Raw genomic sequence first — 23,537 nt, 5'->3', positions numbered from 1 at the left:
ATTAGGGCGGCGATCCATGCATCCGCAAGCATGTACTAGTCGGTTCCGTTGTGAGCTAGCTCACCGCTTGTACGTACAAGTACACCCTGTGTCATGCGGCGGCGTGAAGCACGCACTGCAGTCGTGTGAACACGAAAGAAGCCGTCGCCTCTTGGCGCCTCTCGGGGGAGAGGCGCCAAGAGGCGACGGCTGCGGGGACGGGGAGCGGGAGGGGTGGGAAGCGGGGCGGGGCGCGCTGGGGCCGGGCGTGGGCGGGGGCGCAGGTGCGGGCTGCGCGGCCTGACGGGGTGGTGGGTGCCCGAGGGGGCGGGTTACGCCGGGCGGGCGCTGCGCAGGGCCGCGACGGTGGCGGCGAGCGCGGGGTCCGCGCCGTGCGAGTTCAGGGCGCCCGAGAGGACCTCGGCGTACGTCGCGCGGGCGGCCACGTAGCGGCTGCGGCCCTCGTCCGTGATCACCGCGTACACCCCGCGCTTGTCGGACGGACAGAGGTCCTTGAACGCGTAGCCGGCGCCCTTGAGGCGCTCGACGAGCCGGGTGACCGAGGACTGTCCGAGCCCGATCTTGTCGGCCAGCTCCTGCATCCGCAGTTCGCTGGAGGGGGAGGCGGCGAGGTTCTCCAGGGCCCGGTACTCGGAGAGGCCGATGCCGTGCCGGCGCTGGAGAGCGGTCGCGAGCTCCCGTTCCACGTGCGTGTGCAGAGTGAGGACGCGGTCCCAGACGGCCTGGTCGGAGGTCGCTGCGGGAGGTGTCGTTGCGGTGTTGTTCATGTACCTCTCCTCTGACAGGGGTTTGACAACAGGTTATATGACCATGCAAGATCTTGGCTATCTCCGAAACGTCCTTAGGCCTCTCATGGGGGCCTACAACTTGCACGGACAAACAACCAAGGAGCTCAAGTGTCCGCGGACTCGACACAGAAGAACCAGAACAACGTCGGCTGGGCCTGGCTGCTGTTCTCCTCTCTCTTCGAGATCACCTTCGCGCTCTCCACCGAGGCGACCCACGCCTTCACCCGCCTCGGTCCCTCGCTGCTCACCGCGGCGGCCGCCTCCTGTGGCATCTTCACGCTGTCCCAGGCCCTCAAGTACATCGACGTGGGCGTCGGTTACACGGTCTGGGCCGGCATCGGCGGCGTCGGCACGGTGATCTTCGGAACCCTGATCTACGACGAGCCGATGACGATCTGGAAGGTCCTCGCCTTCGTCCTGATCATCGGTGGCGGCACCACCCTGCGCATCACGGACAAGATCGCCGCCGACAAGAAGGCGGCCGCGGAGGCCGCGGTCGCGGCCACCGCGGCGCGCACGTCGGCGACGGACCCGAAGGTCACGGTCTGACCGGTCGGTCCCGACCGCCCACGGGCCGGCGCACGTACGCCCCCGCGCACGTACGCCCCCGCGCACGTACGCCCCCGCGCACGTACGCCCCCGCGCACGTACGCCCCCGCGCACGTACGCCCCCGCGCACGTACGGCCCGCGCCAGCACGGTCCGCGCACGTACGCCCCCGCGCACGCAGCGCACCGCCTGCACGCACCCGCACCGCACCGCCCCGCTCAGCCATCACCCCCTGAACCTCACCCTCCAGCAGAGAGAGCCGTTCCCATGACCTGGGTGTACCTCGGAATCGCCATCGTCTTCGAGATCCTCTTCGCGCTCGGCACCAACGCCACCAAGGGCTTCACCCGCCTGTGGCCCAGCGTCCTCACGCTGCTCGCCGCGGCCGGCGGCATCTACACGCTCTCGCGTGCCCTGCTCGACCTGGACGTCTCGGTCGGCTACACCATCTGGACCGGCATCGGCGGCGTCGGCACGGTCGTCTTCGGCGCGATCATCTTCAAGGAGAAGATCACCCTCGCCCGCCTGCTGTCCTTCGCGTCCATCATCGGCGGCGCGATCATCCTGCGGCTGACCGCGGTCTAGGAGCTGCCGGCATGACCACCGAAGCACAGCACCAGCAGCACCAGCAGCTGACCAGGCAGGTCCTCGAAGCGGTCCGCATCAGCCGCGAGCACGTGGCGGCCGGCGGCATCCCGTTCTCCGGCATCGTGGTCCGCCACGACGGCCGGATCCTGGGGACCGGCTTCAACCGGGTCCGCGAGGACCGCGACGCCTCCGCCCACGCGGAGGTGGTCGCCCTGCGCAACGCCGCCGCGAAGCACGGCTCGTTCGCCGCCCACGGCGCCACGCTCATCGCCTCCGGCGAGCCGTGTGCCATGTGTTACCAGGTCGCCCTCTACTTCGGCGTCGAGCACATCGTCTACGCCGCCGACCGCAGGACCGCGGCCCAGTACGGCTTCGACTACTCCTCCTCGTACAGCATCTACCGCACCGACCCGACGGAGTGGGGCGTCAGGACCACCCACCTGCCGGTCGAGGGCCACGAGGTGCCGTTCCAGGAGTACCTGACCAGGCAAGGGAGCGCCCGCCGGTGAGCACCGAAACCAACCCCGCGGCCAAGGTCCGGATCCAGGTCTGGTCCGACTACGTGTGCCCCTTCTGCATGCTGGCGGAAGGGCCGCTCGAGGAGGCCGTAGAGGGCCTCGACGTCGAGATCGAGTGGAAGCCGTTCGAGCTGCGCGCCGAGCCGAAGCCGACCCTCCGCCCGGAGGACCCGTACCTGCCGGAGATCTGGAAGCGCGCCGTCTACCCGATGGCCCGCCGCCTGGGCGTGGACATCACCCTGCCCACGGTCTCCCCGCAGCCGTACACCCGACTCGCCTTCGAGGGCTGGCAGTTCGCGGTCGAGCAGGGCCTCGGCGACGCGTACAACCAGCGCATGTTCCGGGCCTTCTTCCAGGAGAACCTGGACCTCGGGCAGCTCGACGTCCTCGTCGCCCTCGCCGAGGAGATCGGCCTCGACGGGCCGGCGTACCGCAAGGCCCTGGAGGACGGCACGTACTACGAGCGCCACCAGGACGCCCTGCGCGAGGCCGAGGCCAACCGCGTCCAGGCCGTCCCGACCATCCTGGTCGGCGACATCCGCCTGGAGGGCGTCCCCAGCGCGGCCCAGCTCCGCAAGGCCGTCCTCGACACCCAGGCGAAGCTCGCCGCCGACCCGGCCCCGCTCGACGGCGTGGTCTGTCGCGCGGACGGCACGGGCTGCGCCTGAGTTCGCCCGCAAGGCACCGCAACGCACCGCAAGGCGCCGCAACGCACCTCCCGGCCGCCTCCTCACCTGGTGAGGAGGCGGCGGATGTGTGTCCGCGGCGGTCCGGCCGGAGCAGGAGCCCGCGGCGACCCGCCCCGCCGAGAGCGAACATCCTTTGACGCCAGCCGTGTTGGGTGAAAGCTGGACGGACAGATCCCGGATCCGGAGGCTTCCATGAGCGACGCCGAGCACACGAACACCCTGTACGAGGCCGTGGGCGGCGCCGCCGCGCTGCGCCGGCTCTCCGAGACGTTCTACGAGGGAGTCCTGGCCGACCCGCTCCTCGCGCCCGTCTTCGCCGACTTCACCGCCACCCATGTGGAGCACGTGGCCGTGTGGCTGGGCGAGGTCTTCTCGGGGCCGGCCGAGTTCACGGCGGAGCACGGCGGCCACCAGGCTCTGCTCCGCGCCCATCTCGGGCTCGGCATCACGGAGGAACAGCGGCTGCGCTGGATGGAGTTGATGACGGCGGCCGTGGAGAAGGAGTTGCCCGACGACGCCCTGCTGCGCCGCCGGGTGATGGAGTACTTCGACTGGGGCACCCGGATCGCCAAGGACGTCTCGGCCTCGGCCCCGGGTACGGACCTCGGCAACCCCGGCCCCACCCCGCGCTGGGGCTGGGACGGCCTCGCCTGACCACGCCACCGGACCGGAGCTCCGGCTCCGGCTCTCGGCGACTTCACGTTCCTGCTCAAGCGCTGAGCGCTCCTCGGGACCACGGGCCTGTCCGGCTTGGTCCGCCGGACGGGCCCTGGTCGCTCTGGTCACCCTGCCCGTCTCCCTGAGGGAAGAGCAGCGGGGCGAGCTCCGCACCAGGAGCCGTGAGGCGCACCCGCCCGCCGTCCGGGACACGGACAGTGCAGGTGAGGTGCCCTTGTGCCTGCCCGGCGGGCCAGAGCAGGTCGCAGTGGAGGTCGACCTGCCGTCGGCCCGGCGCCACCGGCACGCTCTCGTTGACGGGATGGACGATCCCGTCGACGGTGAGCGTCCAGCAGGATGCCGGGCCGGGGACCTCGACGCGGAGTGTGGGCTTCACTCGAACTTCACGGAGGACATGAAGTCGTTGAAGCTGTGGTTGCTGGTGTCCGCGGGGGTGATGACGTGCACCTTGTCCGGCGGGTCGGAGACCGGGTTTGCACTGTCGAAGGTACGGACGAGGGTGAAGAACTGCTCTCCGACCGTCACGGTCAGGTCACCGTCATCGTGGTCGAAGTCCTGCTCGCAGAACCAGTGGACGAGCTTCCCCGGCGGACCGATGAAGATCATCGAGCTGATCTCGTCCTCCAGCTCGATGTCGTTGGTGAAGATGTCGTTCTGGATCACCGTGATCTCGTTGAGGTCCGGCACCGCGTCCGCGGCGGTGAACGAGAAGTACGGGCTGGCGGTGATCCCTCTGCCCAGGACGTCGAGTTTCAGCAGGAACGTGGCGAACTCGGCGAACGACTTCAGCGTGGTCACCGTCTCCTGCAGGGTCGCCAGCGTCGACTTGAGCTGGTCGAGGCTGCGCAGCGGCGAGTTCCCGGGCACCATGAGGAAGACGAAGCCGTCGTCGTCGCCCGCCTTGGGTGCGAAGTCCTCGTGCCTGAACGCCGCGAGCAGCTTCGGAAGCAGGAGCGCGGGGATCAGCACGGGGACGGCCGGCAGCGACACCGAGTGCTCGAAGGTGAGCGCCTTGAGCTTCACGGTGGCGACCAGCTGGCACCGGACCGGAGCGGGTACCGGATTGGTCGTGGTGAGTTCGTCCACGACCGGTTTGAAGGCGATGGCGATCTCGGTCCCCTTGACCTTGGGTACATCGCCTTCCGTGACCGGGACACCTTTGCTGATGTTCCACTTGTCCTGGGCGAGCGGTTGGCCGTGCTCGTCCTGGACGGCCCACACCACCTCCAGCTGGACCGGCACCTTGGTCTGGCTGAGCATGGGGATCTTGCCGGTCAGCTGCCCGAGCAGCCCGTTGACCCCGGTGGCGACGGGCGTGCCGGCCAGCGGCTGCCCGCCGATGATCGAATTCCCCAGCGCGGTCGGGGTCAGGGCGTCCTCGGGCTTGAAGCCCGCGAACCGGATGTCCTTCGTGATGAACGTCGCGTCCAGGATGCCGGTCAGGATCTCCGCGATGTCGATCTGGCCGGGCAGCGGCTCGACCGTCGCATTGAAGAGCGCGCTGCCCGGTCCCGGTCTGACCACTGCCTGAAGCGTGTTCGCGAGGGATTCGAGGACCTTCTGCGGGTCGGGCATCAGCCCACCCCACCCGCGACAGCGGCCTGCTGCACCGAGAGGAAGATGTCCTCCCCGCTGGACACCATGTTGTCGCCGATCTTGACGTCGATCTGGTCGTTGTGTCCTTCGTTCATGAGGAGCCGGATCTTGCCCGGCGCGTCGAAGGTGATCTTCCAGCCGTCGTTGTGCGCCGTCATGGTGTTCGCCATGGGAACCTCGATGCGCAGGACGGATCGGCGGTTGATGTAGATGGTGGTGCGCACGGGCGCCGCCGCCTGGGTGACTGGTGCTTGGTCGGCCACGATGAGCCGCCTCCTTCGCTGGGTGCTCGGGGTCTCCTCGCAGCATGACCGCCACCCCCCGTCCCCTCCCGTGGCGCGCGGGGCCGGCCCTTCGTACGGCGCACGGCGCGCGGGATCGCTTCCGTTCCGGCCCTGCGCCCCCGGCGCCCCGGGATCGCCCGCCTGCCCGGTTTCGGTCGCGGTACCGGCCGCCCAACGGGGGACCCGGTCCGCGCGGCGCGCGCTGAGCCGGGGCCGGGGCTGGTAAAGGGGGCGCACCTACGGCTTTGAGCCATGGCATGATCACGGCTAACTGTCGGCTGAATGCCGTCACTTGAAGGTAAGCCAAAGGGGGACCACCACCATGAACATCAAGAAGCGCATCGCCGTCGCGATCGCCCTCGCCTTCACCGCGACCACGCTCGCCGTCGGCGCCGCGGCCGCCCTGGCCCAGGGCCCGACGTACGAGGTCCTGGCCGGCAACGTCAGCAACTGCCCGTAAGCACGACCAACGGAACGACCAACGGAAACGGGGGCGGCCACCATGGTGGACGCGAACAAGAAGGTGGTCCTGGGCTTCTTCGAGGCGATCAGCGAGCGCCGGCTCGCCGATCTGCCCGACTACATGGCGCCCGACGTCATCGACCACAACAAGATCATCCACGGTGAGGCCGACGAGCCCGGCGCGGCCTTCGAGGGCCTGCGCATGCAGGCCGAGGCGTTCGACCCGCTCACGGGCACCGTCGAGGAGCTGATCGCCGAGGGCGACCGCGTCGTCGCGCGCGTCACCCAGCGCGGCACCCACAGCAGCGCCCATGTGCGCATGCCGGAGCCGACCGGCCGCAGCTTCGAGAACGAGGCGATCTGGATCTTCACCCTCCACGAGGGCAAGATCACCGAGATCCGTGGCGTCAGCGACCGCCTCGGCCTCTTCATCCAGCTCGGCTGGCCCTGGCCGCAGGCGGACTGAGGCCGCCCGACCACACCTCACCGCCGGATCCCCTCCGGCGGTGAGGCGCCCGAAAACCAGTGGAGCGGCGCCGCTGCGTCCCCTTAACGTCGTTCCTGACGAAGCAAATCCAGGCAAGGACGTGCCGTTGTACACCGTGTGAGACCTCCCGAGCGCTGATCTGTCGCGCGTCGCGCCTCTGCGCCGCGCCCCTTCTTGCTGCGGACTTCTCACACTGAAACCGGTGTACTTCTGTGCTGCTCGAAAACTGGGCGGTCGTGCCCACCCGCCTGCCCCTCGTCCGCCGCCGTTGCCACGCCTGCGCCTGCGAGCGCTTCCGGGCCGGCGGAAAGTTCCGGGTCAACGCCCACCACAAGCTCATCGACGCCTGGCTCCTCGTGCTGTGCGCGGAGTGCGGCGACACCGCGAAGCTCACGCTCTTCGAGCGGACGAACGTGCGCTCCGTACGCCCCGACCTCCTCGACCGTCTGCACGCCAACGACATCGGCCTCACGGCCGAACTGCTTCAGGACTCGGCCGTGCGGCGCCGCAACCGCATCGCCCTCGACTGGCAGGACGCCTGGCGCCTCGACACGGGCGGCTCGGCCGGGCCGGATCGGCCGGACCGCGACGCGATCGAGGTCTCGGTCCGCTTCGCGGCACGGATCCCCGTCCGGCCGGTGCGGCTCATCGCCGAAGGCTGCGGCCTGTCGCGGGCCGAGGTCGAGCGACTGATCGCGGAGGGGAACCTGGTGTCGGCGGTCCGGCTGAGCGGCAGGCTCTCCGGCGACTTCACGTTCCTGCTCAAGCGCGGCGGCAGTGGCCTGCTGACGGCTTTGAGTCATGGCATGATCACGACTAACTGACGGCGGAACGCCGTCACTTGAAGGGGGACCGCCACCATGAACATCAAGAAGCGCATCGGCATCGCGATCGCCCTCGCCTTCGCGGCGACCACGCTGGCGTTCGGCACCGCGGCCGCGCTGGGCCAGGGCCCGACGTACGACGTCCTGGCCGGCAACGTCACCAGCTGCCCGTAGCCGATGACCGGCACGGACTGGATCGCCGAGCTGCACCGACTGGAGCGGGGCCACCGTCGTGGCCCCTCCATCCCCCAGGCGTGGCCGCGGCTCGGGGACACCACGCCGCCGCCGCTGCACGAGGAGGAGGTCGAGGAGGCCGAGGCCCAGCTGGGCATCGTCTTCCCGGCCGACTACCGTCACCACCTGCTGCGGGTCGGCGCCGGCGGCAGGGGGCTCCACGCCCTCACCCGGGGCGCGCAGGGCTGGGGCTGGTACGGCAACACCGAGACCAACCACGACCTGCTCACCCACCCGTTCCCGCACCCCGACTCGTACGCCGCCTACGACGACGAGCTCGGGGACCGGGAACCGCCCCGTGAGGACCAGGCGGCCTGGGACATGTGGGACGCCGAGTGCGGCGTGCTCCAGGAGCGGAAGACGGCCGGCGCCGTCTTCCTCCGCGAGGGCGGCTGCGGCTTCCGCTCCCTCCTGGTCGTCACCGGCCCGCACCGCGGCGAGATGTGGTTCGACGCCCGCGCCACCTGCGACCTCCTCCTCCCGATGAGGCTCGGCGGCAGCCCCGCGACCTTCGCGGACTGGGCGGGGCGCGGCTTCGCGGACCTGGTGCAGTGGTGAGCGGACGATTTCTCGCCATGGCATGATCAGGCCAACTATCGGCATCGGGCCGACACTTGGGGGAGAACCACCATGAACATCAAGAAGCGCATCAGCGTCGCGATCGCCCTGGCGTTCGCCGCGACCACGCTCGCGGTCGGCGCCGCGTCGGCCCTGACGCAGGGTCCGCAGTACGCCGTCCTGGCCGGCAACGTCAGCAACTGCCCGTGATCGGGGGAACCAACATGAGCATCAAGACCCGTATCGCCTTCGCCCTCGTGGCCGCGCTGGCCGTGGCCGGCCTGGCGGGCACCGCCGTGGCGCTCGACCAGGGCCCGACCTACAGCGTCCTGGCCGGCGCCATCGGCAACTGCCCGTAGGCGCCGCCACCGGCATACGTCCGGCCGCCTGTCGTCCCTACGGACGGCAGGCGGCCGGACGCGTTTCGGTGGGGGTCTGTGCGCCTTGACGGACGAGGCGAGAGTCAGCAGGCCCGCAGCCCCCAGACGCCGAAGGCCCCGCTCCGCCCAGCTGTCAGGTGGGCGGGGCCGTACGCAGGTTCGGTCCGCCTATCCGAAGGCGACCTTGTCGGTCCACAGGTCGTCCGTGGACACGATGACGTTGTCGTACGCCGCCTCGTGTGCGGTGCGTCCGCCGCGGTAGAAGCGCACGATGCCTGTCTTGTACATCGCCCAGAAGTCCGGGATGCCGTCGTGGTTGAGGTCCGGGGTGCCCATGAACTGGGTGATCTCGGTCGGCTGCCATCCGGCCGCCAGGCTGTAGACGGGGTCCGTCAGCGAGGCCGAGGCTGCGGCGGAGGCCAGCGACAGGAGATCGGTACCCGTTCCCGACGCGTTGGGCTTGCCCTCGCGTCGTCGCAGTTCTCCCGCGGTGTTGTTGCGGAACACGAGATCGAGAACGCCGTCGCCGCTGACGTCACCGGCGATGAGGATGTCCCGGTCGCTCCAGGAACCGCTGATCAGGCGCGTCGCCTGCTCGAAGGACCCTCCTGTGTATCCGGTGAATGCCCAGAGGCTGCCGTCGGCTGTGGTGGCCATGGCGTCCGGGTAGCCATCGCCCGTGGCATCGCCGATGGCGACGATCTGGGTGAGGGCGGCCGGTGCGGGAGCTCCAGCCGGCAGCAGCACGTCGATGCGCTTGCTGATGTCGAAGCTCCCGTAGCCGTCACCCGGGTACAGCTCCAGCCGGTACACGCCGTCGCTGCCCTTGGTGCGTGCAAGGAGGTCGGTGATGCCGTCGCCGGGGAACCAGTCCGAGTTGTGGGTGATCAGCGCGTCTGTCCAGTACCCGTCGGGAGCGGGCTTCGTCTCCCCCTTCTCCGTGACGTAGGCAGCCGACAGGGACGAATCGAGGTCTCCACCGTCGCTCGCCGCCCACAGCTGGAGGGTGCCCTTGTCGCTGATGGTGTACAGGTCGGGGATGCTGTCGCCGCTCGCGTCACCGGGCTTGTCCTTGCCGGGGCGGGGCCGGACGAAGAACGTGTAGGTCGTGGGCGCCGAAACATTTCCCGCCTTGTCGCGGGCGCGGACGTAGAGGGTGTTGGGGCCGGCGAGTGGGGGAGTCAGCGGAGGAGTGTTCGTGGGCTTGGTGGCGTCCTGCGTAGCGAGGCAGGGCTGGTCGTACCGAGGCCCGTTGAAGCTGTATTCGTAGCAGCCGACGTCACCGCCCTTGGGCGTGAAGGTGAACACCGACGCCGTGCCCTGCGTGACAGTGCTCCAGACGCTCTGGTCGTCCCCCGACTCCGGGTACTCGGTCGACTTGACCTCGGGACTCGTGGGCGCGGTCTTGTCGACGAGGAACTGGCAGTACGCGGACGTACCCGCCGGTCCCCATGCCGATGTCGCACCCTCCGTGTCGACCGTCCAGGCGGTCCACGAGTACGTCTTCGCGTCGGTGAAGCTCGACGACGGGACAGTCGTCGTCGCGGTTCCGTCGCTGGTCGGACTGTAGTCCTTGTCGATGACGGGGTGCGCGGTGTCGCCGGTCGGCCAGACCTTGATGTGCACGTAGCGCAGGTTGCCGTCGGTGTCCGTGCCCTTGGCGCGGAACATGATGTCGCTCAGACCGATCGACGGGTACGGGGCGGTGTAGTCGCAGGTTCCGCCCGGAGTGGTCGACATGGCGGACTGGACGGGCTCGTTCGGCGGTCGGTTGTAGACGACGTCGATGTACGGCGACGTCTCACCGTTGGCCATGAACTTCTTCCAGGAATTGGTGTCGCTCTCGCTGGATGCGCGAAGTCCGAGGGTGATCTGCGGCCACTTGCCGGTGGCCGCAGATTGCGCGGTCGACTTGATGTCGACGGCAACCCACTTGTCCGGACAGCTAGTTGCGTTGTAACCGTAACCGTTGGTCTGGCTGCCGAGAATGCGCTGCCAGCTCGGCTGGTTGTTCCAGGTGTGGGTGCTGTTGATGGCGCTGGTGAGCCAGAGGTCGTACTTTCGCGCCGAGCAGCCCCAGGAGTACGTCTGCCAGGCATGGAAGGCAGCCGACTTCACGGTGACTCCGTAAAGCTGACTGCCGAAGTCGAAGTTGAAGACGGACCGGGACAGGCCGCCACTGGTCGCTTCGTATCCGACGCGGGCCTCATTGGAGCCGTCGTTGAAGTTCTGGCCGTTGTAGAAGCTGGACGACGGGTACTTCTGATACAGCAGGGTCCAGCTCTTCTTTTGCCCCTTGAACGAGGGGTCGATGAAGACGGGATAGACCAGGTCCGGATCGGCCAGTGTCTTCCCCTTCACCGTGATGCCGAGCGTGTTGTCGGCGTCGAGGGTCGCGTCGAGGGCGGCGTCGTGGCTGCCGGGCTGCGGGCCCGCGATGCCGGGCAGAGCGAGCGCGGTGCCATCGATGGCAGGATCGACAGCGGGTGCCGGCTCACCCTCCGTTGCCCTTGTAGCGCCCGCCGAGTCCCACAGGTAGGGAGTCGGCGCAGTGGCGATCTCCTCACCGTCCTTGTCCTGCGCGCTGACGACACGTGTCGTGGTGTCGAGGGAGAAGGTCAGTGTCGGGGAGGAGAGGCGATAGTCGAGCTCGGCCAGGAGGGGATCGTTCGCCGCTTCCGGTGTGTGCACCACCAGGACATGGGAGTAACCCCGGTCACGGGCGGTGAGCAGCAGATCGATGCCGGGCCGGACGTTTTCGTACAGGGCACGGGACCCGTTGACGGTCGGCTCCGGGAGAGGCCCCGGCCAGCTGACGACGAGGTCGTGGCCTTCGACATTGAGGCGGACGAGTTCGGTCCAGGCCGGCTCTTCGGCGGAGGCTGCGGCGACCTGGCGCGGTGCGAGGCGGGTCAGAGCCCGCGAGGCACGCTTCGTGCTGTCGCCGGTCGCCCGTGGAGTACCCGCGCTGAAGAGCAGGGAGTCGTTGGTCGCGTGGGGCGCGTAGCCGCCCTTGACGCGGTGGAGGGTGGTGTCGATGGGCTTCCACTCGCCACCGCTCTTGGCGCGGATCGTGTCGCTGTAGATGCGAGTGCGGAGCAGCCCATCGGGCTGGGCCCAGGTCGTCGAGTCGGCGGTGTGCGCCGCCGTGACCATGACCTCTTTGCCCGTGCGCTTGGCCTGTGCCAAGGCCTCTGCGGAGGTGACAGGTCGATGCGGCTTGTTCTCGACGTTCGCGCGGGTCGCCGGGTCGGTGGCCTTGGGGTCGCTGGTGTGGAGGTGAACTGCCAGGGGCACGGCCAGGGCAGCTGCCAACAGTGCGGCGAGACCGGCCACGTGTCGCCGCCGCCGCGTAGGTTGCTGGTCTGGTGTATGTGATGCCACGGCTTCGGCGGTTTCCGAGCTCGCATGCCCCGCGTTCTCTGCGGACTTTGAGGCGTCCATGACTTCCTTTCCCCCCGCGGGCGCCTGGATGCCGAGCTGCCCTTGGAATCGCGCGATGCGCGGATGTGTGCCAGCAGAGCATGTCCCATCTTCACGGTCCCGTCACGAGCCGTACGTGAAGCGAAGGGAACCTGCAGGGGGCCATCTCCATCTATGTCATGTCGGGTGGAGGCGGCGGCCGCAATGCTTGCGCCTTCCTGGCTTCGTCAGCGAAGCAGGCATAGAGGCTTAATCCAGCGTATCTTGACGGGCGAAATGGGAAGCCTTGATCAAGTTCCGCACGGCATGCCTTATGTGCAGGCAAACATGCATTCCGACTTGATTTCCGACTGTCTGGCTGTCAACTCACTTATTTCTCTGATGGGTTGAAATCAGTTGTGAGTAAAGGCACACATGGTCGTCGTTCGTGGATTTTCTGTGCCGCGCGTCTGCACAATCTGCTGGCTATTCGTTGATTCCCTGCGGGTCGTGCACCCTCGGCCGGCAGCGGATGTGGGGGGTTTGCATGTCCTCGTCCGGTTCGGGACGCCCGTCTCGCCTGCCCGCCATCAGAAAGCGCCTCTCTCCTGGTGCTCTGTGGCGGCCTCATTCCGCGCGCGCCCGTCCGCGCGCCCGTGGACTCGGCGTGGCGGTGTCCGCGCTGCTTGTCACCTCCCTGTTGCCGGCGCCGGCATGGGCCGTACCGCCGGATACTCCCCGGGACGGCGTGGCGCTTCCCGAGCTGCAGGGCACCACGGCCGCTATGCCGGACACCGCGAAGATCGAGAGCTTCACGTCGTGGTCCGGCACTCCGGCCTCACCTCCGGACGAGTACAACCCCACGGCTGTCGCCCCCCTGGACACCGCCGCCGAGCCCGTCGACCTGAGCAACGTTGGCGATCAGCTGCGCCAAGTCCAGAATCTGCCTGTCCGTATGGGCAAGGCGACCATGGGCACCACGACCACTCCTCCCGACCCGTCGGGTCAGTGGTGGGTCGAGGTCAAGCCGAAGGAGGCGACCGAGGCCGATGTGCTCAACGGCGCGATCCTCAAGGTCACCCCGCCGACGACCGGTTCCACTCCCGTCGACCTGGAACTCGACTACAGCAGGTTCGAGGATCTTTACGGCAACGAATGGGCCACCCGCCTGAAGCTCGTCCAGCTGCCGGAGTGCTTCCTCTCGACGCCTGATCTGGACTCGTGCAACACCCCTGTCGAGGTGCCCAGCACGAACGACCCGGTGGCGAAGACCATCCGCGCTACGGTCGACCCCGCCGCTTCCCAGGCCCAGGGGCTGTCCACCCAGTCAGGTGGCGGCCCCACCGTCCTCGCTGCCACCGACTCCGGCGCGGGTGCCGGCGGTACGTACCGGGCGACCTCGCTCGGCGCTTCCGGCTCCTGGTCGGCGGGTGGCAGCAGTGGCGGATTCTCCTGGAGCTACCCGCTGACCGTGCCCGCCCCCCCGGCCGGGCCCGCACCCAAGATCGCGTTCAACTACTCCTCTCAGTCGGTCGACGGCAAGACCTCGGTCACCAACGGGCAGGCGTCCTGGGTCGGTGACGGCTGGGACTACCACCCCGGCTTCATCGAACGCCGCTACCGGACCTGTTCCGACGACCTGGTCAACGGCAACAACAACAACGCGACGGACAAGAAGAAGTCCGACCTGTGCTGGGCCAGCGACAACGTCGTCATGTCCCTCGGCGGCTCGACGACTGAGCTCGTCCACGACGGAACCCGTTGGGTTCCCGCAAACGACGACGGTTCGAAGGTCGAGTACCTGGACAGCGCGGGCATCCCCAAGACGACGGCGCAGGACTCCAAGTACAACGGTGAGCACTGGCGGGTCTCCACCCGCGACGGCACCCGGTACTACTTCGGCCGCAACGACGTCGACGGCACCACCGGTACCCGGGCCCTGACCGACTCGGTCTCCAAGGTCCCCGTCTTCGGTAACCAGAGCGGCGAGCCCTGCCACCAGGCCGCGTACGCCGACTCCTCCTGCGAGCAGGCATGGCGCTGGAACCTCGACTACGTCGAGGACGTCCACGGCAACGCCATGGTCATCGACTGGAAGCAGGAGAAGAACCTCTACGCGCGCAACGGCAAGTTCAAGCCCGCGGTCAGCTACGACCGGGCCAGCTACCCGACGCAGATCCTCTACGGCCTCCGGGCCGGCAACCTCGGCGGTGCGCCGGCAGGCAGGGTCAAGTTCGGCGTCGACCAGCGATGCATCCGCGTCGGAACGGTCAGCTGCAACGACACGGAGTTCGAGTCCAAGAACTACGAGGACAAGCAGCCCTGGTGGGACACGCCCGCCACGCTGAACTGTTCCTCCACGACGACGAACTGCTACGTCGGCTCTCCGACGTTCTGGAGCCGGATGATGCTGACGTCGGTCAGCACTGAGGCCCAGCGCACGCCAGGCTCGACGGCGCTCTCCCCGGTAGACACCTGGACACTCAAGCACTCGTTCCCGTATCAGCGCACGGACACCCACCCGCCGCTCTGGCTGGAGGCCATCGACCGTACGGGATACGGGACCGAGAAGGACGCGGACGGCGACAACAGCACTCCGCTGCCTTCCGTCTCCTTCCTTCCCAACGTCGTAGACATGCCCAACCGTGTCAAGAGCGGCTCGAACGACCCGACGCCGGGATTCGACCGACTGCGGGTGGAGACCATCCGCACCGAGACCGGCGGGGAGATTCAGGTCGAGTACTCCGCTCCGTGCCTTCCCACGGACATTCCCGCATCGCCTGAGGGCAACAAGAGCCGCTGTTTCCCCTCCAAGTGGTCGCCCGACCCGGAGGTGGAGAACCCGAAGATCGAGTGGTTCAACAAGTACATCGTCAGGAGCGTCACGGAGAAGGACCGGGCCACTCGGCAGCCCGACGTCAAGACGACGTACAAGTACGACGAGACGGCCGGCGCGGCCTGGGCGAAGAACACCGACGAGTTCGTGAAGCCCGAGCTGCGCACCTACGACCAGTGGCGGGGTTACAACAAGGTCGGCGTCTACAAGGGCGTCACTTCGGCCGTGGGCGCGACGCCTTCCACGGAGGAGTCCAGGACCGTTACGCGCTACTTCCGTGGCATGTCCAAGGACGCTGGCGGCACGGTGGTGAACCTCTCCCTCAAGAAGGCCGACGGTACCGACGAAACAGTCGAGGACCAGCTCGCCTACCAGGGCCGAGCCGCCGAGGTCACCACGTATACGCGTAACGGGGGAACCGTCCTCAGCCGTGAGGTCAGTCTTCCGTCAGCCGTGACGACCGCGACCCGCGTACGCGGAGGCGGCCTCCCTGATCTCAACGCCTACCGCGTCAACACCGAGTGGACCCAGTCCATCGAGACGCTCAGCGACGGCACGACCCGGACCAAGGTCACCGATCCCACGTTCGAGACGACGTATGGCCTTCCCGCGACCTCGTACACGTACACGCTGGCGGCCGACGGGAAGACCAAGGCCGACGAGACCTGTACGACGACGACGTATGTTCACAAGAACACGGCCGACACGTACCTCATCGGTCTGCCCCAGCGGGTGCGCGCGACCGTCGGTGACTGTGGCGCAGCCACGGCCGCAACCGGCAACAAGATCATCTCCGATGTCCGCACGTCGTATGACGCGCTGAACGCCTTCGGCACAGCGCCGACCAAGGGACTGCCTCGTCAGGTCGACACGATCGACGAGACCGGCAGCGGCTGGATTCCCACGGTCCGCACCAAGTACGACGAGCTCGGACGTGTGACCGAGGTGATGGACGCGAACGACAAGGCGACCACCACCATCTACAGCCCGGCCACGGGCCCGGCCTTCCAGACCACGGTCACCAACGCGCTCAGCCAGTCGTCCGTTTCCACCGTCGACCCGGGCCGAGGCAGTGTCCTCTCGGTCACCGACCCCAACGGGCGCAAGACCACCAGCAAGTACGACGGTCTCGGGCGCGTCGTCGCCGTCTGGTCGCCGTCCCGCAACCCGGACACCGACAGCCCCTCGGCGCGGTTCACGTACCAGATCAAGGGCGACCTCGTTCCCGCGGTCACGACCGAGACCCTGCGCGACAACGGCACGTACACGATGTCCGTCGCCATCTACGACGGCAACCTGCGCCCCCGCCAGACTCAGACTGAGGCGGCTGGTGGCGGCCGCATCATCACGGACACGCTTTACAACGTCAACGGCGCCGTGAGCGAGACGAAGAACGGCTACTACGACAAGGACGAGCCCGAGCCCGAGACCTTCGTTCCGGCCTCGTCCTATCTGGTCCCCAACTCGACGAAGATCTCGTACGACGGCCTGGGCCGCGCTATCCGCACCACGACCGTTTATAAGGGCACCGACCAGTACTCCAGCACGGTCCAGTACGGAGGAGACTGGACTCTGACCCGTACGGGCATGTCCGTCGACGGCACCACCCCGCTCAGCGGTAGTCGAGCGGTGAAGACGTGGACCGATGCGGCAGACCGCACGGTCAAGGTCCAGCACTACACGACCACTGATCTCTCCGCGTCCCTGGACACGCTGTACGCGTACGACCCCCGGGGCAAGCTCGCCACCGTCACCGCCCCCAAGCAGAACACCTGGACCTACGCCTACGACGTCCGCGGCCGGCTCACGGCGTCGAAGGACCCCGACATGGGCGCCGCGAGCTTCGGCTACGACGACCTCGACCGCCAGGTCTGGGCGAAGGACAGCCTCAACCGCGCGCAGTACACCACGTACGACGCGCTCGGCCGCAAGACGGAACTCCGCGACGACTCGGCCACCGGTCCGCTCGTCTCGAAGTGGACGTACGACACGCTGACCGGCGCCAAGGGCTACCCCGTGGCGTCCACCCGTTACTACGGCGGAGCGGCGTACACCAGCGAGATCACCGGCTACGACACCGAATACCGCCCGACGGGCACGAAGATCACCATCCCGGACGTGGTCAACACCACGACGGGCCTCGCCGGCACCTACGCCTACAGCAGCACGTACACGCTGACCGGCAAGCCGCAGTCGGTGACGCTCCCCGCGACCCCGGGCGGCCTCGCGGCCGAGAAGGTGATCACGCGCTACAACGCCGAGGGCATGCCCATCACCACGTCGGGCCTGGACTGGTACACGACGGACACGATCTACAGCCCGTTCGGCGACGTCCTGCGCACCACGTCGGGTGACGCGGGACGTCGGGTCTGGACGACGAACGAGTACGACGAGTCGACGGGCCGACTGAGCAAGGCGTACGACCATCGGGAAACCCAGCCGAGCCTGATCTCCACGCTGAACTACGGCTACGACACCGTCGGCAACACCACGTCGATCACAGAGACGCAGCCGGATACGACTGTGCCATCGACGAAGATCGACTGGCAGTGCTTCGCCTATGACCCGATGGGCCGCCTTGTCGAGGCCTGGACCGGCATCGACAAGTGCCCCACGAGCGGGACAACGCAGGGCGCGGGCCCGACCCGTGCTCAGCTCTCGTCCGGAGTGGACGGCAGCGGCTACTGGCACTCGTACACGTTCGACACGATCGGCAACCGCGCCGGTCTGACCGTCCACGACCCGACCGACGAGAAGCTGGACGACAACTACAGCTACACGTACGGCAAGACGGTCACCAACAACGGCACCCAGGCGCCCGAGCTGGTCCAGCCGCACACCCTGGTCCAGGCTGACTCGAAGGTTGTCACTTCGACTACCACAGTCGAATCGCGATCGACATACGGCTACGACGCCACCGGAAACACGACCGATCGTGTCATCAACGGTGACACGCAGAGCCTGACCTGGGACCGCCGCAACAAGCTGACCTCGGTCAGCGGCTTCGGCAGCGGCAAGGGCGCTTTCACGAACGCGATTTCCGGCAAGTGCCTGGACGTCGAGGGCGGCAAGTCGACCGACGGCACGGCCATCCAGATCTACGCCTGCAACGGAAGCAAGGCCCAGCAGTGGAAGCTCTCCGGCGGCACTCTCAAGGCCCTCGGCAAGTGCGCCACGGTCAGCGGCACCGCGCTGGTTCTCTCCGCCTGCGTCGACAAGAGCACGGCCCAGCAGTTCGTCAGCCGGCCGGACGACCAGTCCCTCTACAACGCCGCGGCCAATCTGTGCGTCGACGTACCGAGCGCCGATGACACGAACGGCAAGAACCTCCAGCTCTACTCCTGCAACAAGTCGAACGCCCAGAAGTGGACCCCCAGCGACACCACGAGCTACCTGTACGACGCCTCGGGCAACCGCCTGATCGAGCTCACCGGAACTACCCGCACCCTCTTCCTCGGTGAATCCGAGATCACCGTCAACACCTCGGGCCAGGCGCTGAACGCCCAGCGTTACTACGCCCACCCAGGCGCCCCGACGACGGTCCGCACCACCAACGGCAAGACCACCGGCCACAAGCTCACGGTCCTGCTCTCCGACCAGCACGGCACGTCGTCGACCGCCGTCGACCAGACCAACGGCCAGGCGATCACCCGCCGCTACTACGACCCCTACGGCAACCCCCGCGGCGCCGAGCCCTCGAACTGGCCCGACCGCCACACCTTCCTGGGCACCGGCGTCGACGACTCCACGACGGGCCTGACCCACATCGGCGCCCGCGAGTACGACCCGACGGCCGGCCGCTTCCTGTCGGCGGACCCGGTCATCGACATCACAGACGCGCTTCAGATGAACGGGTACACGTACGCCAACGGAAGCCCGACAACCCTGTCGGACCCGTCGGGGCTCGCCCCGGACGACTGCGGCCGAGGGGGCGTGAGCTGTTCCCCAACCGGCAACGGCGGTTGGAACACGGAGAAGAACAGCGAGTGGGGCAAGTACAACCGGGACTACAGCCCGAATGGTTGCTCGGTCTGCCAGGAAAACATCCTGATTGGCGTGACGGCCGACGTCATTACTGACGTTGCGAAGAAGTATCTTTCCCCTAAGCGATACGCCGCTTGGAATCGCGTCTATCAGGAACGCCTCGATCGGATTCGCCACGACTACTCCGAAGTTTCGCAGGATGACCTCCTGGCTGAAGCCGACGGTAGCTGCACCGGCCCAGAAGCCTACGACTGCCCTGAGGGTTTGAAGAAGGCTTTCTGGGATATGGACACAGCCCGAGCGGCGCAGTACAACGGCTACGAAGATCGTGGCGGCATTGCTCCGATGGGTCGTACAGCTGCGGAGCTGCGGGCCAAGCTTGAGAAGATAGGTGGCCTGAAGGGCAGTTCGGGAGGGCCGTGTTCGCCCAACAGCTTCGTATCTGGAACGCCGGTCCTTATGGCCGATGGAACTAACAAGCCGATCGAAGAAGTTGAGGCTGGTGACAACGTCCTGGCAACCGACCCTGAGACAGGGGAGACCGGTTCAAAGCGAGTAACGGCGTCCATCTTCACTCGAGATGACAAGACCTATGTCAACCTTGCTATCGCTGACGCGGACGGCCTGGACACCCTTACCGCGACGGATCACCACCCGTTCTGGGTCGAGTCCGAGCGGGCGTGGATCGACGCGGGTCAGCTCAAGCCAGGCATGACCCTTCGGACGGACGTCGGGACCACTGTTACGGTCAGCGCTGTCCGCATCTATGAGGCCAAGCAGGACACCTATAACCTCACGGTCGCAGATCTCCATACGTACTATGTGCTGGCGGGCTCTACGTCGGTACTCGTTCACAACACCAGCTGCGTTAACGTGACCGATCTTGGGGGTGGTCGGCTCCGGACTCCTGCTGGTCTTATCTACGGACCTATGAGGGGTGGTGAGGGGCACCGAATCTTCCACGTTGGGGCCCACACTGCGGAGAGCCTGAAGCCCAACAAAAACAATCACAGCATTTTTACTGGTCAGCAGAGCCCGCTGGAGTTGGTCGATGAGGCTTGGCTGAAGCGAGGTGACGCAGAGCCCAATGATCCAGCAGCATACGTAGTGCCTATGGGGCGAGTGATTGGCGATGGTGGTCAGACGTCGATCCGCATTATTGTGAAGCCAGGCACTACAGAGGTAATTAGTGCATATCCATACTAGATCGGGATGGAATTCAGTGGAGTGTCCCCGATGTGGGCAAGCGCTTCTTGAGAGAGTGAAGGGGACTCGGTTCTCGATCACGTTTTCGAAGTGCCCGGAATGTGACGCCATCTGGCCTGAAAGCGGCTTGATCGATCGGCGTAACTTCGTGCAGTATCAGCTCTTTCTGGACCTCTTGGGGGAGTCTGAAATGGAAACCCCATACGAGGTTCTGGGGCCGCTGTAGAGTTCAAGGTCGGGTTGTGATCAACGCTGGGGGTTCCAACAGCTGATGCTGTGGAGCCCCCGGTGGCGCTTGAGCGGCATAAATTGGCGGCATATCAGTTGAGGGTTCATTTGGGGCAGTAATCTAGGACTCGCAACAGCAGGTTGGTCGCGTCGAGCGTCGAATGTGGCGGGTCTAGCATTGGTAGATGGTGCGGCTTATCTGGGCCAGGCTTGGTGGTGAGATGTCGTAGGGGCTGGAAGCCTTCACGAGGGCTGTGATGTACGGCTCCAGCTGAAGGGGCCCGGGGCCGGCTTCGGTCGCCACTCCTCGATGTCGCGGACGCGCTTCTCCATCCCCCTTGCTGGACCTCTTCGTAGCGCTCGAAGGAGCCGTCCGTTCTCAGCACTCGACCGACGTGCCCGGCCAGGTCCAGCGGGAGGGTCCGCTTCCCGTGGTTGATTTGGCTCAGGTACGTCGCCCCGTAGAAACTGCCCTTGAGCCAGGCCCTCCAGCGTCAGGCCTGCCTCATCCCTCCTGAAACCGCAGGTCCTTCCGTAGAACTGCGGGACGCCCGCCGAGCCGTCGATGGCGCCGGGCCTGCAGTGTGTGAGGAGTTAGTCATGCCCGGCAATGAGGCAACTTTTCTCGCGGCCCAAACGAACGACGACATCCGGCAGGACTTCCATGCTCTGCGCTAGGTGCTCGCCGCTCACAGGATCACACTGCGTCTTCAGAATGGACGCCGTCACGCTCGCTGGGACGAACGTCTGGCAGCTGCTCGTCACGCTCGGCAAACTGCATCATGACGAGTACTCGCCGAGGCTGCGGCTTCCGCTCCCTACTGGTCGTCACCGGCCCGCACCGCGGCGAGATGTGGTTCGACGCCCGCGCCACCTGCGACCTCCTCCTCCCGATGAGACTCGGCGGCAGCCCCGCGACCTTCGCGGACTGGGCGGGGCGCGGCTTCGCGGACCTGGTGGACTGGTGAGCGCCAGCGCCAGTGATGGGTGGCCGGATCGGGGTCGGTGCCGGGCATTCACCGGATGCCGTCGGTCCGGTTAGGATCCCGCCAGCCCAACGAGATCGGTCCGCGGGCACGCTCTACTCGGGCGCGTCATCCCCGCGGTCCTCACCTCGGTTTCGACCGCGCGCACATGGCTCGCCGGAAGGAACAGGCATGTCTCAGGTACCGCAGCTCGGCCCCCTCGAACCGCCCGCCAAGAAGAAGCTCCTCGACGGGATCACCTCCTGGCAGAAAGCCCTCGCCGTTCTCCCGCTGGCACTGCTCTTCATAGGCGGAGCTATCGGCGGCGCGGTGGGCGCCGCAGGCATGGTCGCCAACGTGAAGATCGCCAAGTCCGCGCTGCCGAACGCCGTCAAGGCCGTGGCCATGCTGGGCGTCACGGTCGCGGCGGCCGTCGTCTTCTTCGTCTGCGCCGGCTTGGTGAACAACGCCCTGAACGGCTGAGCGGCTGAACCGCGCTGCGGAGACCGGTTTCAGTTCGCCTTGAGGGTGGCGATGAAGGGCGCCCAGGCGGTGGCGGCGAGGAGGAGGACGGGGCCGGTGGGGCGCGTCGAGTCCCGGACGGGGACGAGGCCGGGGACGTGGTCGGCCACTTCGACACAGTCGCCGCCGTCGCCGTTGCTGTAGCTGCTCTTCCGCCAGACGGCAGCGGTCAGATCAAGGGCGTTGCTTGCCATGTCGGTAGTCCTCAGCCGCTTGTTCGATCAGGGCCAGGGACGCCTCCGGCGGCAAGGCGGCGGCCCTCAGCCGATCGTATGCCTTGCAGTACTGCTTCACGAGGGTCGGATCGTCGATGGTCTGACCGTGGTACGGGCCCTCCGTGTACATCAGCGGCGGTTCATCCGGGAACTCCAGGAACTTGAACGGCAGGGCCATGAAGGGGCGCGTTGGCCCGTTCCACGGGAGGGTCTGCACAGTGACGCAGCCGCGCCTCACGAGGTCGGCGATGTGGTCGAGCTGGTCGGCCATCTCCACAGTCGGCAGCGTGGAATTGCGCACGAGCGACTCGTGGAGGATCACCCAGTACTCGGGCCGCTTCGGGCCCTCGAAGAGTTTGGCCCGCTTCAGTCGGGCGTCGATCTTCGTCTGGGCCTCCTCCGGAGTGTCCCGTGGGTGCGTGGAGCGGATCACCGCCCGCGCGTATTTGGCGGTCTGGAGCAGGCCCGGGATGAGGACGTTGCACCATTCCTCGATCACCAGCGCGCGCTTCTCCGCCTCGGCGATCGGCGCGAAGTATGCCGCATGCGCGCCCTGCTTCGCCTTGCGGACGTCCTCGCAGCACCGCTCGAAGAAGCCGTCCGTCGTCAGCAGTCGGTCCACGTGCCTCGCCAGGTCCAGCGGAATGGTCCGCTTCCCGTGCTCGATCTCGCTCAGGTACGTCGCCCCGTAGAAGCTGCCCTCGACCAGCCCCTCCAGCGTCAGGCCCGCCTCCTCCCTCTTGAACCGCAGTTCCTTTCCGTAGAACTGCGGCACGCTCGCCGAGCCGTCGATGTCCTTGCGCGCAGCCACCGTTGACCGCCTTTCGCACCTTGCTTCGTGGAGCGGGAAACCCTTCCACGGTAGGGCGCCGGGCGGCAGCGTGTGAGGGGTTCGTCACACCCAGCAACGAAAGGTGACCTTCCCCATGACCGACACGAACGACGACATCCGGCCGGACGTCCATGCTCTGCGCGAGGCGCTCGCAGCTCACGGGATCACACTGCCGTCCCTCGGCGTGGACCCGGTCACCCTTGCCGGTACGCACATCCGCCCGCCGCTCGTCGCGCTCGGCAACTGCACGGTGGCGATTGCGCGCCAGCTCACCGACGTACTCCGCAAGGCGGCCTGCGGGTGATGCTTCCCCTGACGCTCGAACTGCTCGCGCTGCCGAAGGTGGTGCCGGAAGTCCGGGCGATGGTCGACGGGGACGATCTCCGCCTCTGCGTGAGCGAGCTGCTGACGAACGTCATCCGGCACGTGGGGGAGGCGACGCCGGTCACCGTACGGATCACCGCCGCGCACGGCGGTCGCTTACGGGTCGGGGTGACCGACCCGGACCCCCGCGTCTGGCCCGTGTTGCGCGAGGTCGCGGACGGGGCCGAGTCGGGGCGCGGGCTCGGGATCGTGGAGGCGGTGGCCGTGCGGTGGGGTGTGGAGCAGAGCCTGTACGGCAAGACGGTGTGGTGCGAGCTGCAGGGCGCGGGAGCGGGGGGCGTGGCGCCTGGCGGAGCCTCTGCAGGAACCTGTTGATGTCGGCTGGTGCT

24 protein-coding genes are annotated in these 23,537 nt (G+C 67.3%); 17 read left to right on the top strand and 7 right to left on the bottom strand.

Translation table 11 applies throughout. The features are described from left to right. Positions 1-311 precede the first annotated feature (311 nt). On the bottom strand, positions 312-767 hold the full coding sequence (locus ACIRSU_RS31895; protein ID WP_403799589.1) for a MarR family winged helix-turn-helix transcriptional regulator: 456 nt from the start codon (positions 765-767) through the stop codon (positions 312-314). Between the two features lie 129 nt (positions 768-896). Between ACIRSU_RS31895 and ACIRSU_RS31890 the strand changes: the two genes are divergently transcribed. The 5 genes from ACIRSU_RS31890 to ACIRSU_RS31870 all read left to right on the top strand — a co-directional run bounded on the left by ACIRSU_RS31890 (position 897) and on the right by ACIRSU_RS31870 (position 3,785). Then, a complete protein-coding gene (locus ACIRSU_RS31890) occupies positions 897-1,337 on the top strand; it encodes a DMT family transporter (protein ID WP_403799586.1) in 441 nt (146 codons plus the stop codon). A gap of 266 nt (positions 1,338-1,603) precedes the next feature. Further along, positions 1,604-1,921 carry a DMT family transporter gene (locus ACIRSU_RS31885; protein WP_403799584.1) on the top strand — a complete coding sequence of 106 codons (318 nt, stop codon included), beginning with the start codon at positions 1,604-1,606 and terminating at the stop codon, positions 1,919-1,921. Positions 1,922-1,932: 11 nt separating this feature from the next. Beyond that, complete coding sequence (locus ACIRSU_RS31880; RefSeq protein ID WP_403799582.1) at positions 1,933-2,433, top strand: nucleoside deaminase; 501 nt, start codon at positions 1,933-1,935, stop codon at positions 2,431-2,433. After that, complete coding sequence (locus ACIRSU_RS31875) at positions 2,430-3,110, top strand: DsbA family protein (RefSeq protein WP_403799580.1); 681 nt, start codon at positions 2,430-2,432, stop codon at positions 3,108-3,110. The genes ACIRSU_RS31880 and ACIRSU_RS31875 overlap by 4 nt, the downstream gene beginning before the upstream one ends. A gap of 213 nt (positions 3,111-3,323) precedes the next feature. Next, complete coding sequence (locus ACIRSU_RS31870; RefSeq protein ID WP_403799577.1) at positions 3,324-3,785, top strand: group II truncated hemoglobin; 462 nt, start codon at positions 3,324-3,326, stop codon at positions 3,783-3,785. A gap of 55 nt (positions 3,786-3,840) precedes the next feature. Here ACIRSU_RS31870 and ACIRSU_RS31865 read toward each other — a convergent pair whose 3' ends face one another. Genes ACIRSU_RS31865 through ACIRSU_RS31855 form a run of 3 tightly spaced genes read right to left on the bottom strand, consistent with a single transcriptional unit; the run spans position 3,841 to position 5,668 of the window. Next, complete coding sequence (locus ACIRSU_RS31865; protein WP_403799575.1) at positions 3,841-4,185, bottom strand: hypothetical protein; 345 nt, start codon at positions 4,183-4,185, stop codon at positions 3,841-3,843. Next, positions 4,182-5,384: a hypothetical protein gene (locus ACIRSU_RS31860; RefSeq protein ID WP_403799572.1), complete on the bottom strand. Its 1,203-nt coding sequence runs from the start codon at positions 5,382-5,384 to the stop codon at positions 4,182-4,184. Before ACIRSU_RS31860 ends, ACIRSU_RS31865 begins: the two co-directional genes overlap by 4 nt. Continuing rightward, a complete protein-coding gene (locus ACIRSU_RS31855; protein WP_403799570.1) occupies positions 5,384-5,668 on the bottom strand; it encodes a hypothetical protein in 285 nt (94 codons plus the stop codon). Before ACIRSU_RS31855 ends, ACIRSU_RS31860 begins: the two co-directional genes overlap by 1 nt. A 343-nt stretch (positions 5,669-6,011) precedes the next feature. On the opposite strand from ACIRSU_RS31855, the gene ACIRSU_RS31850 reads away from it, so the two are divergent. From ACIRSU_RS31850 to ACIRSU_RS31820, 7 genes are all read left to right on the top strand, one after another. Further along, positions 6,012-6,149 (top strand): hypothetical protein, encoded by a 138-nt coding sequence (locus ACIRSU_RS31850; RefSeq protein ID WP_403799567.1) that lies wholly within the window; start codon positions 6,012-6,014, stop codon positions 6,147-6,149. A gap of 42 nt (positions 6,150-6,191) precedes the next feature. Beyond that, positions 6,192-6,617 carry an ester cyclase gene (locus ACIRSU_RS31845; RefSeq protein WP_403799564.1) on the top strand — a complete coding sequence of 142 codons (426 nt, stop codon included), beginning with the start codon at positions 6,192-6,194 and terminating at the stop codon, positions 6,615-6,617. A gap of 236 nt (positions 6,618-6,853) precedes the next feature. Next, positions 6,854-7,462: a DUF1062 domain-containing protein gene (locus tag ACIRSU_RS31840; RefSeq protein WP_403800085.1), complete on the top strand. Its 609-nt coding sequence runs from the start codon at positions 6,854-6,856 to the stop codon at positions 7,460-7,462. Between the two features lie 36 nt (positions 7,463-7,498). Continuing rightward, a complete protein-coding gene (locus ACIRSU_RS31835; RefSeq protein ID WP_403799562.1) occupies positions 7,499-7,636 on the top strand; it encodes a hypothetical protein in 138 nt (45 codons plus the stop codon). Positions 7,637-7,639: 3 nt separating this feature from the next. After that, the gene (locus ACIRSU_RS31830; RefSeq protein WP_403799559.1) at positions 7,640-8,254 is read left to right on the top strand and encodes an SMI1/KNR4 family protein; all 615 of its coding nucleotides are present in this window, start codon (positions 7,640-7,642) and stop codon (positions 8,252-8,254) included. A gap of 72 nt (positions 8,255-8,326) precedes the next feature. Further along, positions 8,327-8,464 (top strand): hypothetical protein, encoded by a 138-nt coding sequence (locus ACIRSU_RS31825; protein WP_403799556.1) that lies wholly within the window; start codon positions 8,327-8,329, stop codon positions 8,462-8,464. A 14-nt stretch (positions 8,465-8,478) separates the two neighbouring features. After that, entirely contained in the window at positions 8,479-8,613 is a 135-nt protein-coding gene (locus ACIRSU_RS31820; RefSeq protein WP_403799553.1) for a hypothetical protein, read from the top strand. Positions 8,614-8,802: 189 nt separating this feature from the next. Here the strand turns inward: ACIRSU_RS31820 and ACIRSU_RS31815 are convergent, their stop codons facing one another. After that, positions 8,803-11,970: a DNRLRE domain-containing protein gene (locus ACIRSU_RS31815; RefSeq protein ID WP_403799550.1), complete on the bottom strand. Its 3,168-nt coding sequence runs from the start codon at positions 11,968-11,970 to the stop codon at positions 8,803-8,805. Positions 11,971-12,703: 733 nt separating this feature from the next. Between ACIRSU_RS31815 and ACIRSU_RS31810 the strand changes: the two genes are divergently transcribed. From ACIRSU_RS31810 to ACIRSU_RS31800, 3 genes are all read left to right on the top strand, one after another. Then, entirely contained in the window at positions 12,704-20,062 is a 7,359-nt protein-coding gene (locus ACIRSU_RS31810; RefSeq protein ID WP_403799547.1) for a polymorphic toxin-type HINT domain-containing protein, read from the top strand. A 1,010-nt stretch (positions 20,063-21,072) separates the two neighbouring features. Further along, the gene (locus ACIRSU_RS31805; RefSeq protein WP_403799545.1) at positions 21,073-21,258 is read left to right on the top strand and encodes a hypothetical protein; all 186 of its coding nucleotides are present in this window, start codon (positions 21,073-21,075) and stop codon (positions 21,256-21,258) included. Between the two features lie 189 nt (positions 21,259-21,447). Continuing rightward, positions 21,448-21,738 (top strand): hypothetical protein, encoded by a 291-nt coding sequence (locus tag ACIRSU_RS31800; RefSeq protein ID WP_403799542.1) that lies wholly within the window; start codon positions 21,448-21,450, stop codon positions 21,736-21,738. A gap of 29 nt (positions 21,739-21,767) precedes the next feature. Here ACIRSU_RS31800 and ACIRSU_RS31795 read toward each other — a convergent pair whose 3' ends face one another. Together ACIRSU_RS31795 and ACIRSU_RS31790 are read right to left on the bottom strand one after the other, a co-directional pair. After that, positions 21,768-21,971, bottom strand: coding sequence for a DUF397 domain-containing protein (locus ACIRSU_RS31795; protein WP_403799539.1), 204 nt, complete (start codon positions 21,969-21,971; stop codon positions 21,768-21,770). Next, on the bottom strand, positions 21,952-22,803 hold the full coding sequence (locus ACIRSU_RS31790; RefSeq protein WP_403799537.1) for a helix-turn-helix domain-containing protein: 852 nt from the start codon (positions 22,801-22,803) through the stop codon (positions 21,952-21,954). The genes ACIRSU_RS31795 and ACIRSU_RS31790 overlap by 20 nt, the downstream gene beginning before the upstream one ends. A 115-nt stretch (positions 22,804-22,918) precedes the next feature. On the opposite strand from ACIRSU_RS31790, the gene ACIRSU_RS31785 reads away from it, so the two are divergent. Next, on the top strand, positions 22,919-23,128 hold the full coding sequence (locus ACIRSU_RS31785) for a hypothetical protein (RefSeq protein WP_403799535.1): 210 nt from the start codon (positions 22,919-22,921) through the stop codon (positions 23,126-23,128). Further along, on the top strand, positions 23,128-23,523 hold the full coding sequence (locus ACIRSU_RS31780) for an ATP-binding protein (RefSeq protein WP_403799532.1): 396 nt from the start codon (positions 23,128-23,130) through the stop codon (positions 23,521-23,523). Before ACIRSU_RS31785 ends, ACIRSU_RS31780 begins: the two co-directional genes overlap by 1 nt. Positions 23,524-23,537 lie beyond the last annotated feature (14 nt).

It is taken from the genome of Streptomyces sp. NPDC101160, assembly GCF_044768205.1.
GTDB lineage: Bacteria > Actinomycetota > Actinomycetes > Streptomycetales > Streptomycetaceae > Streptomyces.
The sequence above is the reverse complement of the archived record's forward strand: the minus strand, read 5'-3'. Positions and strand labels throughout refer to the sequence as shown.